The sequence below is a fragment of the Pedobacter suwonensis genome (assembly GCF_900111825.1).
GTDB lineage: Bacteria > Bacteroidota > Bacteroidia > Sphingobacteriales > Sphingobacteriaceae > Pedobacter > Pedobacter suwonensis.
On the sequence record NZ_FOJM01000003.1, the window covers coordinates 397,501 to 411,249 of the forward strand.

Sequence of the window (13,749 nt, forward strand, 5' to 3'; positions counted from 1 at the left end):
TTCTATGTATTTGTGGTTAAAACTTTAAACTTCTTTTTGTTCCTTATCAATGTGCAAATTCTATAAATTATAATTAAAAGTGCCGGAAAACCAAACCAATGTTCGGAAAAGCTTTCGGTAAACTCGCCATGTAAAATATGACTGATTGACCTGCCTATGCCACACCCCGGACACCAATCCTCAAAGCCCAAATTGGCTAAAGGACAAAGTGTAAAATGATGTTGGTGGCCATCCGCCGTTGCCAGTAATATTAAAGCTGTTAACCAGAAAAAAAGTTCCAGTGGAAAGCTTTTAATGTACTTCATTGTTTCACTTTTTATAACATTTAGAGGCTATAGAACTACCTTTGTTACACCGATTTGCCCTTAATCGACGAAAGGGGAATATATTTCGACCAAACGAACGATCCCATCTAAGAATAAGTTTTCGTTTTTTCCCAAATCTGATTATTCTATCACAACCCTGCCAAAAATAGTTAAAAAAACCTTTACACAAATTGCGGGTTAATATTAAAAGATAAGCTTATTTTTGTGCCTTGAACATCCGCGATTTAATAAACAGATACAAAACCGACGATAGGGTAACTCAATTTACCAAAGCGTTGAACAGCAGCAAAAACCCAAAGATACAATTAAAGGGATTGGTGGGTTCGGCTGATGCTATTGTTGCACTTTCTTCTTATTTCCTGTTACATAAGCCCCTTCTGTTCGTTTTGCCTGATAGGGAAGAAGCCGCTTATTTTCAGTCTGACCTTGAAAGTGTATTGGATAAACAGGTTTTACTATTTCCTTCATCGTACCGAAAATCTTTCGATTTCACCCAGGTAGATACCGCTAACGTGCTGGCCCGTGCGGAAGTACTGAACGAGCTGAATCATGATTCGGAATACGGAAAAATTGTAGTTTCCTATCCTGAAGCCATTGCCGAAAAGGTGATAGATCGCTCTGCGCTTGAAAAAAACACTTTAGAAATCAGTTTGGGCGCCAAACTGGGCATTGATTTTATCAATGAATTTCTAATTGATTATGATTTTGACAGAAGAGATTTTGTTTACGAACCCGGGCAGTTTTCCATCCGAGGTGGCATTGTAGATATTTTCTCGTTCTCCTCTGATCTTCCTTATCGCATCGAGTTTTTTGGTGACGAAGTAGAAAGCATCAGAAGTTTTGAAATTGAAAGCCAGCTGTCGGTTGCCGAAGTTAAATCGCTTACCATTGTTCCAAATGTTCAGGCCAAGTTTTTAACCGAAAGTAACATCAGTATTCTCGATTATATCGATCAGGACACGCAACTCTGGTTTAAAGACGTAGAATTTACCCTGGATATTGTTAAAGCCGGTTTTAAAAAGGCTGTTGAACTTTGGAAAGCCTTGCCAGCGGCAGATAAAAGTCAAAACCCGGAGTGGATTGATCCTAAATTTGCTTTTACGGATGAAAAGTTATTGGGCGATCACCTTCAGGATTTCCCGTTGGTAGAATTCGGGAAACAGTTTTTCTATAAAACAGATAATCGTTTTGAATTCGAAACCAAGCCACAACCATCATTTAATAAAGATTTCAATCTGCTGATTCACAACCTTAAGGAAAATGAAAAGGCTGGAATCGTTAATTTTATTTTTACCGATTCGCCTAAGCAGATTGAGCGTTTATATGCCATTTTAGAAGATATTGACAAAACGGCCAAATTTACACCAATCAACAGCATGCTGCGCGAGGGTTTTGTTGATCCGCAGATCCAAACGGCATTTTACACTGATCACCAGATTTTCGACCGTTACTACAAATACAAGCTTAAAAAAGGTTATCAAAAAAGTCAGGCCATTACCCTAAAAGATTTGAGGGAACTAAAATCCGGCGATTATGTTACCCATATCGATCATGGTATTGGTAAGTATGCCGGACTTGAAAAAGTTGAGGTGAACGGCAAAACCCAGGAAATGATCCGTTTAGTTTATGCCGATAACGACCTGCTTTACGTCAACATCAACTCCCTAAACCGGATTGCTAAGTACAGCGGTAAGGAAAGCGGCGTTCCTAAAATGAATAAGCTGGGTACCGATGCCTGGGATAAGTTAAAAAAAACCACTAAAAAAAAAGTTAAAGATATCGCGCGGGATTTGATCAAGCTTTATGCCTTGCGCAAAACCCAGGCCGGAACAGCATTCTCTCCAGATAGTTATTTACAGACCGAATTAGAGGCTTCTTTTATTTATGAAGATACCCCCGATCAGTTAAAAGCCACCCAGGACGTGAAAAAGGATATGGAATCACCACATCCAATGGACCGTTTGGTGTGTGGTGATGTTGGCTTTGGAAAGACAGAAATTGCCGTACGTGCTGCATTTAAAGCGGTAGCTGATGGTAAACAGGCTGCCGTTCTGGTACCAACAACCATTTTAGCTTTACAACATTTTAAAACTTTCTCCTCCCGTTTAAAGGATTTCCCGGTAACGGTCGATTATATTAACCGTTTTAAAACGAATAAACAGATTAAAGATACCCTGGCTGAAGCCGCAGCCGGCAAAGTTGACATTTTAATTGGAACACACCGTTTGCTTAGCAAGGATGTCAAATTTAAAGATCTTGGCATCATGATTATTGATGAAGAGCAAAAGTTTGGCGTTACTGCAAAAGAAAGGTTAAAAGCCATACGGGTAAATGTTGATACCTTAACCCTTACAGCCACTCCAATTCCAAGAACGCTGCATTTTTCTTTAATGGGGGCAAGGGATTTATCTATTATAAGTACGCCACCGCCGAACCGGCAGCCCGTTAGCACCGAATTGCATGTTTTTAACGATAAATTAATCCAGGAAGCCGTGCAGTTTGAACTGGATCGCGGCGGACAGGTGTTCTTTATCCATAACCGGGTAAATGACCTGATGCAATTAGGTGGGTTAATCCAGAAACTGGTTCCAAAAGCAAGGATTGGTATTGCGCATGGCCAATTAGATGGAGATGCTTTGGAAGATGTGATGCTTGATTTCATTAACGGAGAAAAAGATGTTTTGGTAGCCACAACTATTATTGAAGCAGGTTTAGATATCCCAAATGCCAATACCATCATCATCAACCATGCACACATGTTTGGTTTGAGCGATCTGCACCAAATGCGTGGCCGTGTAGGCCGGAGCAACAAAAAAGCTTTCTGTTATTTACTTTCGCCTCCTTTATCTACCTTAACTTCTGAGGCCCGGAAACGTTTAAGTGCCATTGAAGAGTTTTCTGATCTCGGCAGTGGCTTTAATGTGGCCATGCGCGATTTGGATATCCGTGGAAGTGGAAATTTATTAGGTGCCGAGCAGAGTGGGTTCATCGCCGAAATCGGTTTTGAAATGTACCATAAGATACTGGATGAAGCCATTCAGGAATTGAAAGAAGCTGAGTTTAAAGGCCTGTTCGAAAATGAACCTGCCCGTCCGTTTGTAGGCTTTACACAGGTAGATACCGATCTTGAATTATATATTCCTGATGCTTACATTACCAATATTACTGAGCGTTACAATTTATACACCGAGCTTTCTAAGCTTGACAACGAAGCTGAATTAGCCGTTTTCGAAAAACACCTGGCCGATCGTTTCGGACCTATACCCCCGCAAGTAAAAACCATGCTCAGCGTAGTGCGGTTACAGTGGTTGGGTAAAAAATTAGGATTCGAAAAAATCAGTTTTAAGAAAAATAGCTTAAGAGGATATTTTTTAAGTGATAAACAGTCAGCTTATTTCGACTCAAATACCTTTACCAAAATTTTAACTTTTGCGCAGAACCATCCGCGCATGTGCAATTTAAAGGAAGTAAAGAATACACTTAGAATTGCTTTTGATAATGTAAAAACCGTTGAAGAAGCGATTGAAACTTTAGAGCTGATCGATTAAAAAACATTAATTGAGTCAGTCTATTGACTGAATTAACATTAATTGAGTCAGTCTATTGACTGAATTAACGTTTTTACCTATATTTGGCTTAAATGGAAAGTCAAATTGTTAGAGCTTTGAAGCCGATTATCCTTAACAAAATTGGGAAAAACAAAGTAATCCTAATATTCGGAACAAGGCGGGTAGGTAAAACCTGGTTGGTAGAAAGCATTACCAAAGACGCGAACATCAACTACCTTTCTTTAAATGGGGAAGACCAGGATGTACAGGTATTGCTTTCAACCCGAACAGCTGCCAATTACAAAAGGGTTTTGGGTGATGCCAAGCTACTCATTATTGACGAAGCCCAGGTTATACCTGAAATCGGAAAAATATTAAAGTTACTCATCGATACTTTTAAAGATCTTACCATTATCGCAAGTGGATCATCTACTTTCGATTTATCAAACCAAACAGGTGAACCCTTAAGCGGAAGAAGTTTAACTTACCATCTTTACCCCATAGCACAAGTTGAGTTGGATAAACAGGAAAATGGTTTACAAACCACCCAAAATCTGGAAGAAAGATTAATTTTTGGTTCTTATCCTGAGTTATTCCACCTGAATTCATTAGCTGAAAAAGCACAGTATTTAACAGAACTGGTTAAATCTTATCTCTTAAAAGATATTTTGATGTATGAGAACATCCAAAATAGCGCTAAACTACTGGAATTATTAAAACTGATTGCCTATCAGGTAGGATCGGAAGTTTCAATTGATGAGATTTCCCGTAATCTGGGTATCAGCAAAAATACGGTAGATCGTTACCTTGATTTACTCTCAAAGGTTTTTATCATTTATAAAATTGGCGGATATAGTAATAATTTACGGAAAGAAGTTACGAAATCATCCAAATGGTATTTTTACGACAATGGGATCCGGAACGCAATCGTAAACGATTTCAGGTTGTTAGCCTTAAGGAACGATCAGGGTATTTTATGGGAAAACTACTGCTTTAGCGAACGCATTAAAAAAATGGAGTACGAACAGCAAAGTGCCACTTATTTCTTTTGGAGAACCTATGATCAACAAGAAATAGACCTAATTGAAATTAACAACGGAGAAATGTTAGCTGCCGATTTTAAATGGGGAAACCAAAAGAAGAAAATCCCGGGCTTTTTTGCCAAAAACTATCCTCAAGCCAGTTTCTCCGTAATTAACAAAGAAAATTATTTAGATTTTATATTATAATGTTAGATCCCTCCTTATTACTCGATTTAGTAAAAATGCAAATGCCTTACGGGAAATATAAAGGTTACCTGATCTGTAATATTCCAGAAAGCTATTTGCTATGGTATAAGGATAAGGGTTTCCCGAAAGGCAAATTAGGCGATTTAATGGCTACCATGTTCGAAATCAGGGTGAATGGTTTGGAGTATTTATTAACGCCGTTGAAGAATCAGCAGCAGTAAGTTTCCCGAGCCATTGTCATCCTGAGGAATAATTTATGATATAAAAATCAATATGATTGACAGAAGTATTTAATGGAAATAAGCCTCTAAGAGGATCGTTATTGCGGGAAGGCTTTTTCAGCCGACGAAGCAATCTTACAGCAAGGATCATTAGCATGAAAGATTGCTTCGTCATTCCTCCTCGCAAGGACGACTTTTTTAGAGATTCTGTCAATGGTAGCGGAGTGTCGAAGATCCTAAAACGATCGTCCCCCTGAATTTTTTTTCAGGATTTAACACCCCTCAGTTACCGTCATTTCGAGCGAAGTGCAACGAAGCAGAGAACCCGAAGGCTCAGCGAAGCTAAATCTGTCTCGAGATAGATCTCTCCATTGCGCTGCGCTCCAGTCGAAATGATTTTTATATCTGCAGGAAACAAATCTATATCTCACAACCATTCTCATCACAAACCGCGTCATTATTTTTATTTAATGAAGTAATCGTGGTTTTAGGCTGAGCGGCTTTCCATTCGGTAAAACTCTGGGTAAGCGCATCAGTAAAAGCCTGAACAGGTTGGGCACCAGAAATACCATATTTACGGTCCATAACGAAATATGGCACACCGCGGATTCCTAAATTCTGGCTTTCATAAATATCATAACGAACAGCTTCAGCAAACTCGTCGCTATTTAAAACGGCCACAGCTTCGTCCTTATTCAATCCTATTTCCACTGCAAGATCAACTAAAACATCTGTTTCGCCAATGTTTTTGCTCTTCACAAAATGAGCTTCGAAAAGTTTTTCTTCAGCTAAATCCTGAAGGCCGTGTTTTGCTGCCAAATGAATCAAACGATGCGCGTTGAATGTATTTGCTGGAATATTGGTATCGAAATCAATGCTTAATCCTGCATTTGCTGCCATGTCTGCCACTTGTTTGGTCATCTGTTTAGCCTGATCAACCGGCATTCCCTTACTTCTTGAAAGGTAATCGTACACCGTTTCATTATTAGCATTATGATATTCCGGATTAAGCTGAAAACTCTTCCAATCCACTTCAATTTCATTTTTAAAAGGCAATTTCTCTATCGCCTGCTCAAAATGTCTTTTCCCGATATAGCAAAACGGACACATTACGTCCGACCAGATTTCTACTTTCATAATACAAAATTAAGCTGATTATAACTGGCTATAGTAAGTGTAAAGTAAAAAGCCACTATCGTTAAGGATAGTGGCCCCATATCTCAATAAAAGTTTATATCCAGATATCGTCATTTAGACCGTAGTGGAGAAATCTTTGGACTATGTTAAAAAGATTTCTCGATTTTGCTACGCTTCAGTAGAAAAGACGACCTTTATATTAGATTTGTAAGTGGTATTTTTTAAGAAACAGCGTAAATTCGTTTTTGAACAAGCTCAACATGGCAAACTCAACTATAACTATTTATACAACTGGTTAAATATCAATTTAAAAGTGCCATGCGTTTGGGCCCTGAACGCAATTTCCGGCCCGAAAGCAAATAATTTACCCTTACCAACCCTGGCTTCAAAAGCCGTTATCCCATCTTGCAAATAAGCCTGACCCCAGGCCCAGCCGCTACGCAATGGTGTTGCATTTTCAAACCACATCAAAGGCTTGATCTTCCCAGCCGCAATGGCGTCACCGGTGAGTTTAAAAACAGGGCTATTATCAAAATAAACGTCAGCTTCTTTTTCCATGCCCCAATTGGCTGGTAAAGTGCTATCTACACCAACATTTAAAACACTTCCCGGAACATAATATTTTTCAGCAGGTAATCGTTTTTCTTCACCATTTATAATTTCGACCATTGCATTACGTACGGGGAGGTTTAAGTGATAAGCCAGGTTGGTACTGCTCCCAATGGTTACAATGTTACCTCCGGCTTCTAAAAACTTCTTTAATTCAGGGATGGATTGATCAGCACTAATCCTGCCCAAACGGTTTCTAAACTCCTGTGGAATTTCATCTGACTTTGGTCCGACAGATCTGTTTCCACTGCCTCCGCCCTGAACCGATGGAATGGCACCGCCCACAAAAATGATCACATCGAATTTAGATTTTAAATTTCTGGCATCAATATCCTGCGGATAAATTACCGTGGCAGCATAATGGTACTGTTCCATTAGAAACCGCACCCAGCCGGATGCCATAGAACCACCATAAGCATCCCAAAGGGCAATTCTAGCCGTCGAAACTTTAATTTTATTTTTAGGGGCAGCAGCAATTTTTAGTTTGATGTTTGCTTTTTCAAGTACTGCTTTTCCTGCTGATGAAACATAAAAATCGCCATTTTCAGGAGAGCGGTAAACTTCAACTTTGTTTTTCAATAAATCGTTAACTGCAGTATAAGAATCATTTTGTGCAGCACTTAATACATAACCCGGCCCATTTGGCAATTTATTTTCTGGTTGTAAGAGTTTTCCGTAAGGATTTTTCTCAAACGGACCTGAAAAGTCATACAGCATGCGATCAAATTTCACGTCCATGAGATAAGCCAATGTCCATCCGGCGGCATCATAAGGCGGAATTGGCGCACCACCTTCGTATTTAAAATCATTAGGATGATCCTGTGGTTCGAACATATCCAAAACGTGTGGACGGAAAGCCTGATCAGTTTTAACCACATAACTTCCGGCAGGATAGTTTTTCCCCGCAACGGTAAATGGAGCGGTTGCTTTTTGAACTACAACACCCGTTCTGATCAATGCATTCAAGAACTTAATGGCAGTATTAAAATCAGGCTGATCTGCGGATAAGATATATCCACGTGGGTCCCGGTTTGCAGGCGCTTTCATCACGGTATCGAAAGCTTTCATGCTAATCTGACGCCGGGATCCAAAAACTGCATCGCCTCCGGAAATTGCGGCGCCCTTTTCACCTTTTGCAGCGCTGTTAATGGCTTCTATCTTCTTTGGGGAGAAAGACCAGCTGTCTTTTTTACCTCTTTCAATCGAATTTCTGCCCATCTGATAAATATTATACAGTAACTCATCATGGTATCGCGCTGCGTAATTCAAAACGGCATAGTTTAACGATACAGAATAATCAATCGAATTTTTAAAATACCATTTTCTGGGAGTGATTGGGTTTGGTGAATCGCCACTTGGCAGCAAACGCGATGGAACCAATGGAATTTCAGAGGGAGTAGGATTACCGATAATTTCCGTCAGCAGTCCAATCATGTTATGAAAATAGGTAGTTGTCCTTAATCCGCCGTTGTACCAGGTAGAATAAACCGATCCGCCACGTTGAGTGTAACCGGGCTTATTTTCTACATTCATCCTGTTATGCATGGCCGCACCTACCGCATCTAAACTGGTTAACAAGGTTGGGTCAAAAACATAATTAAACGGATCCCGGTAAGGAGGACCTGCCACAACCGTTCCCGCGGGACCAGCCTGGTGGTGGTTATACATGATCTGTGGAATCCATTCTATAAAAAGCTGGCGACCAATATTTTGTGTTTCTTTAAGATTTAACATAAAAAAATCGCGGTTATTATCATGTCCTGCATATTTTTCATACAAAACCGGTAAACCTGAAGTTGTTCTTTTTTTGGGGTCTTTTTCCCTCATGTACCAGTTGCTCACCAACTCCTGTCCATCGGGATTTGCATGTGTAAATAGGATGATCACATTATCCAGAATACGCAAGGTTTCCGGGTCTGTTCTGGAGGCAAATTCATATATCGTCTGAATCAGCTGATGGCTACCAACTACCTCATTTGCATGTAATCCGCCATCTATCCATACCACTGCTTTACCTTCTTTTGTCAAAACTTTGGCCCGCTCTGGCGTAATTTCTGCATGAGCCAACTGTTGCGAAATCTCTTTATAACGATCTAATTTCTTTAGGTTTTCCACCGAAGAAACAACCAGCATGTATTGAATTCTGCCTTCTTCGGTTTTACCGATATCAACCAGTTTAATGCGGTCAGAATTTGCTGCGAGTTTCTTAAAGTAAGCTTCTGTCTGGGTATAATTGGCCAATTGGTAATCATCACCAATATCAAAACCGAAATGTGATCTGGGCGTTGGTACTTCCTGTGCCAGCACAGCAACGTTACTTACCAATAAAAAAGCGATACAAAGCCTGATAAAGTAGGTTTTCATCATAATTTGATAGTTTAGTAGGGTAATCAAATATAATAGAGAAAATTTCCAAAAACGGCTTACTGTAAATTTGTTACAAGTTTTAAATCCTAATCCATACATTTGCCCTGATATAAGTTCTTAACTTTATTTTCATCAACCGATACAGGTTCCCGGAATACAACCGGGATTAATAGGGAATCGTGTGCAAATCACGAGCTGTCGCGCAACTGTAAATTCTGTCTTTAACAAGAAGACAACGGTCTTATCATTTATGCCACTGTGCCTTTACCGGTATGGGAAGGCGATAGGATCGGGAATAAGTCAGGAGACCTGCCTATGTTGAATTGACGGTGCTTTCGCGTTATAAAGTAATTGGTCAGGTCTGATTGTACACGATAAAATTTAAATTTTATAGGCTTGCTTAAAGTTTTTGCTGATGAGTGGGCAGGCTGTGCCATAACCTTTCATTTAATTTTAACAAAGAAGTATTACAAATATTGCTTTAAGAGCTTTTAATGATTTATTTACTTAATCTTTAAGAGAGATGCTAACGCAAAATCTAGGCTATCCGCGAATAGGTAGCCAAAGGGAATTAAAGAAAATCTGCGAAAATTATTGGGCAGATAAAACTGGGTACAAAAGTGTACTGCAGGTGGGCAAAAATATCCGCCACGAAAACTGGAAACTTCAAAAAGAAGCCGGGATTGATGTAATTCCATCAAACGACTTTTCTTTTTACGATCACGTACTCGATCATTCCTTAACTTTTGGAGCCATTCCAAAAAGGTACAACGAAGTGATCCTGAAAAAAGGAAATGAGGAACTGGATCTTTATTTTGCGATGGCAAGAGGCTACCAAAAAGAAGGACTGGATGTGGTAGCGATGGAAATGACCAAATGGTTCGATACCAATTACCATTACATCGTGCCCGAATTTTCCAAAAATCAACCTTTTAAACTTTTTTCTACCAAGATTATCGACGAGTTTTATGAGGCAAAACAATTAGGAATTAATACTAAACCCGTACTGATTGGACCGGTTTCTTACCTTTTATTGGGTAAGGAAAAAGAGGCTGGATTTGAAAAAATAGACCTGATTAAAAACCTGCTTCCGGTTTATATTGAGATTTTATCTCGCTTAGAAGCGCTGGATGTAGAATATATTCAGTTTGATGAGCCATTTTTAACTTTGGATTTGACGGAAAAAGACAAAAAAGCTTATGAATATGCCTATAAAGAAATCAGGAAAGCCTTTCCAGGATTAAAAATTGTTTTAGCTACTTATTTTGAAGGATTAGGTAATAATTTAGCATTAACGGCTTCATTACCTGTAAATGTTCTACATATCGACTTAGTCCGTGCAGAAGATCAATTAGACGATGTTTTAGCGTCGTTAAGAGAAGATACCATTCTTTCTTTAGGCTTGGTAGACGGAAGAAACATTTGGAAAAATGACTTTGAGAAATCTCTTTCGATCATTAACCATGCGGTAGACAAAAGAGGATTGGATAAAATATGGATTGCTCCATCCTGTTCGTTAATACACTCACCGGTTGATCTGGACAATGAAACCAATGAGAAAAATTTATCGCTAGAAATTAAACAATGGCTGGCCTATGCAAAACAGAAAATTGCGGAAGTAGCTACCTTAAAAAAACTGATCACCAACGAAAGCCCTGCATCTACCCTGCAAAAACTCGAAGAAAATAAGATCGCAATTGCTAACCGTAAAGTTTCTAAAATCATCCATAGTCCGGCAGTTAAACAAAGGGTTTTGGCCTTAAAAGAGCAGGATGCCGAACGTTTGAGCCCATTTTCGATCAGAAAAATTAAACAACAGGAACTTAATCTGCCCATTTATGCCACTACCACTATCGGCTCGTTTCCACAAACTGCAGAGGTAAGAAGCTGGAGAGCAAAACTTAAAAACGGAGCGCTCACTATTGAAGAATACGATGATCTCATTGCAAAAGAAACTGAAAAAGCAGTAAAATGGCAGGAAGAAATCGGTCTGGATGTTTTGGTTCACGGCGAGTTTGAACGCAATGATATGGTTGAATATTTTGGAGAGCAGCTAGATGGTTTTGCTTTTTCTAAAAATGGTTGGGTACAGAGCTACGGATCACGCTGTGTAAAACCACCGATTATTTTTGGCGATGTTTCGCGCCCAAAACCCATGACGATCAAGTGGACAGCCTATGCCCAGTCGCTAACCTCCAAATACATGAAAGGCATGTTAACGGGTCCTGTAACTATCTTACAATGGTCATTTGTACGGAATGATCAGCCACGATCGGAAACCTGTACACAGATTGCCCTGGCTATCCGCGATGAGGTTTGCGACCTGGAAAATGCAGGCATTAAAATTATCCAGATTGATGAACCGGCCATTAGAGAGGGATTGCCATTGCGCAAAGCAGATTGGCAAAATTACCTGAACTGGGCAGTGAAAGCTTTCAAAATCTCAGCAAGTGGGGTAAAAGACGATACACAGATCCATACGCACATGTGCTATTCGGAGTTTAACGATATCATCCAAAACATTGCTGATATGGATGCAGATGTAATTACGATCGAAACCTCGCGTTCGCAGATGGAATTATTAGATGCTTTTGCCGATTTTAAATATCCAAACGAAATCGGACCAGGTGTTTATGATATTCACTCTCCAAGAGTTCCGAAACGCGAAGAAATGGTTCAGTTGCTTAAAAAGGCAAAAGCCGTTATTCCTTCTGCACAACTTTGGGTAAACCCTGATTGTGGCTTAAAAACCCGCGGATGGGACGAGACCAAAAAAGCATTGATCGAAATGGTTGAAGCCGCAAAAGAGATGCGTAAAACGGAAAAAGTACCTTCGGCAGATCTTCAGGTAAATTAATATAATTGGTGTTAAACATTCACTCATTGTCAGTCTGAGCCTGTCGAAGACTCTTCAACATGAATAACTGAAATAAATTGTATTAAGAAAATCTTCGGGATGATAGTTTTATCCTGATCTCAACTTTGACAACTTTCTAATCAGAAAGTTGTCAAAGCTTTTTACTCACCCTATATTTACCCCCATGACCTTAGCAGAAAGAATAGAAAACTCAAAAACCAGTATTTTTAAAGCCGTTTTCCCAAATACAACCAACCATTACGATACGCTTTTCGGCGGTACCGCCATGCATTTGATGGACGAAGTGGCTTTTATTACCGCAACCCGGTTCAGCCGCCAAATTATGGTAACGGTAAGCAGCGACAGGATTGATTTTAAAAAACCGATTCCAGCAGGTACCATTGTAGAGCTTATTGGCAAGGTGAACCACGTAGGCAATACCAGTTTAAAAGTTAACGTAGAAATTTATATCGAGCAGATGTACGCTGAAGGAAGAGAATTAGCCGTACATGGCGATTTTACTTTTGTAGCTATTGATGAAAACAAAAAGCCAGTTCAGGTCATTAAATAATCTGATAATTTTTAGCTAAAATGATATAAAGTTCATCAGGTTTAAATCTCTAAATTTAATAATGGAGCATCAACATTCCGAAGAAGAATTAAAAAACATTGCGAAACAGCTAAGCTGCCCGGAAGGCGAACATGGCATTAAAACAGGGGAGATGATGCATACCAGCAACATTGGCATGACCACTTCTGCAATTGATGCATTAAATCTCAAAAACAATGAAACTGTTTTAGAAATCGGTCATGGCAACGGTGGGCACATCGTACAACTATTATCAAAAGCCGAAAACCTCAGGTATTTTGGTGCCGATATTTCTGCAACCATTATTGCCGAGGCTGAAAAAAACAATCAAGTTTTCTTAGCACAGGGAAATGTCCAATTTAAACTGACAGATGGAATTACATTGCCATTTGATGAAAATCGGTTCGATAAAATTTTTACCGTTAATACAATCTACTTTTGGCAAAATCCAAGCGAATATATCACCGAAATTAAAAGAACCTTAAAACTTAATGGCACTCTGGTAATCTGCTTTGCCAATAAAACTTTTATGCAAAATCTTCCTTTCACGCCTTATGGTTTTAAACTTTATGAAGTAGAAGAGGTAAAAGAACTATTAAAAAACGGCGGATTTACAGTTGAAAATATTCTTAGTAAAACCGAACAGATAAAAAGCAAAACTGGCGAACAGGTAGAAAGGGAATATCATGTTGTAACGGCTACAGCATGAGAAACACATTATAGTCCTCGTTTGTAACGAGGATTAGCGAGAATAGCGATTGTATCGCTAATAACAAAAACCACATTACAAATGTGAATCCCATTCATCCTCGTTACAAACGAGGACAATAGATAAGTTATTTCTTTGTGTCTTCCTGTCTTTGTGA

The 13,749-nt window shown here is 39.3% G+C and carries 9 protein-coding genes and 1 riboswitch; of the genes, 6 read left to right on the top strand and 3 right to left on the bottom strand.

Annotated features, from left to right (window positions below; translation table 11 throughout):
- Positions 1-2 precede the first annotated feature (2 nt).
- A complete protein-coding gene (locus BM107_RS06270) occupies positions 3-305 on the bottom strand; it encodes a DUF2752 domain-containing protein (protein ID WP_090981359.1) in 303 nt (100 codons plus the stop codon).
- Positions 306-535: 230 nt separating this feature from the next.
- On the opposite strand from BM107_RS06270, the gene mfd reads away from it, so the two are divergent.
- The 3 genes from mfd to BM107_RS06285 all read left to right on the top strand — a co-directional run bounded on the left by mfd (position 536) and on the right by BM107_RS06285 (position 5,324).
- Entirely contained in the window at positions 536-3,874 is a 3,339-nt protein-coding gene (gene mfd, locus BM107_RS06275) for a transcription-repair coupling factor (RefSeq protein WP_090981360.1), read from the top strand.
- Between the two features lie 92 nt (positions 3,875-3,966).
- Positions 3,967-5,103 (top strand): ATP-binding protein, encoded by a 1,137-nt coding sequence (locus BM107_RS06280; RefSeq protein WP_090981361.1) that lies wholly within the window; start codon positions 3,967-3,969, stop codon positions 5,101-5,103.
- Positions 5,103-5,324 (top strand): DUF3820 family protein, encoded by a 222-nt coding sequence (locus BM107_RS06285; RefSeq protein WP_090981363.1) that lies wholly within the window; start codon positions 5,103-5,105, stop codon positions 5,322-5,324. Before BM107_RS06280 ends, BM107_RS06285 begins: the two co-directional genes overlap by 1 nt.
- Positions 5,325-5,744: 420 nt before the next feature.
- Here BM107_RS06285 and BM107_RS06290 read toward each other — a convergent pair whose 3' ends face one another.
- Positions 5,745-6,461 (bottom strand): DsbA family oxidoreductase, encoded by a 717-nt coding sequence (locus tag BM107_RS06290; RefSeq protein ID WP_090981365.1) that lies wholly within the window; start codon positions 6,459-6,461, stop codon positions 5,745-5,747.
- 279 nt (positions 6,462-6,740) lie between these two features.
- Positions 6,741-9,437 carry a M14 family metallopeptidase gene (locus tag BM107_RS06295; RefSeq protein WP_090981367.1) on the bottom strand — a complete coding sequence of 899 codons (2,697 nt, stop codon included), beginning with the start codon at positions 9,435-9,437 and terminating at the stop codon, positions 6,741-6,743.
- Between the two features lie 126 nt (positions 9,438-9,563).
- A riboswitch (cobalamin riboswitch) is annotated at positions 9,564-9,768 on the top strand.
- A gap of 192 nt (positions 9,769-9,960) precedes the next feature.
- Between BM107_RS06295 and metE the strand changes: the two genes are divergently transcribed.
- The 3 genes from metE (at position 9,961) to BM107_RS06310 (ending at position 13,592) form a co-directional block, all read left to right on the top strand.
- Positions 9,961-12,294: a 5-methyltetrahydropteroyltriglutamate--homocysteine S-methyltransferase gene (gene metE, locus BM107_RS06300; RefSeq protein WP_090981369.1), complete on the top strand. Its 2,334-nt coding sequence runs from the start codon at positions 9,961-9,963 to the stop codon at positions 12,292-12,294.
- A gap of 184 nt (positions 12,295-12,478) precedes the next feature.
- On the top strand, positions 12,479-12,865 hold the full coding sequence (locus tag BM107_RS06305; protein WP_090497417.1) for an acyl-CoA thioesterase: 387 nt from the start codon (positions 12,479-12,481) through the stop codon (positions 12,863-12,865).
- Between the two features lie 61 nt (positions 12,866-12,926).
- Positions 12,927-13,592 (top strand): class I SAM-dependent methyltransferase, encoded by a 666-nt coding sequence (locus tag BM107_RS06310; RefSeq protein ID WP_090981371.1) that lies wholly within the window; start codon positions 12,927-12,929, stop codon positions 13,590-13,592.
- The last annotated feature ends 157 nt before the right edge of the window (positions 13,593-13,749 follow it).

Coding starts and splice junctions, on each gene's coding strand:
- BM107_RS06285 (WP_090981363.1), top strand. CDS start 5,103: ATGTTAGATCCCTCCTTATTACTCGATTTAGTAAAAATGCAAATGCCT.
- BM107_RS06295 (WP_090981367.1), bottom strand. CDS start 9,437: ATGATGAAAACCTACTTTATCAGGCTTTGTATCGCTTTTTTATTGGTA.
- BM107_RS06305 (WP_090497417.1), top strand. CDS start 12,479: ATGACCTTAGCAGAAAGAATAGAAAACTCAAAAACCAGTATTTTTAAA.
- BM107_RS06310 (WP_090981371.1), top strand. CDS start 12,927: ATGGAGCATCAACATTCCGAAGAAGAATTAAAAAACATTGCGAAACAG.
- BM107_RS06290 (WP_090981365.1), bottom strand. CDS start 6,461: ATGAAAGTAGAAATCTGGTCGGACGTAATGTGTCCGTTTTGCTATATC.
- BM107_RS06270 (WP_090981359.1), bottom strand. CDS start 305: ATGAAGTACATTAAAAGCTTTCCACTGGAACTTTTTTTCTGGTTAACA.
- BM107_RS06280 (WP_090981361.1), top strand. CDS start 3,967: ATGGAAAGTCAAATTGTTAGAGCTTTGAAGCCGATTATCCTTAACAAA.
- metE (WP_090981369.1), top strand. CDS start 9,961: ATGCTAACGCAAAATCTAGGCTATCCGCGAATAGGTAGCCAAAGGGAA.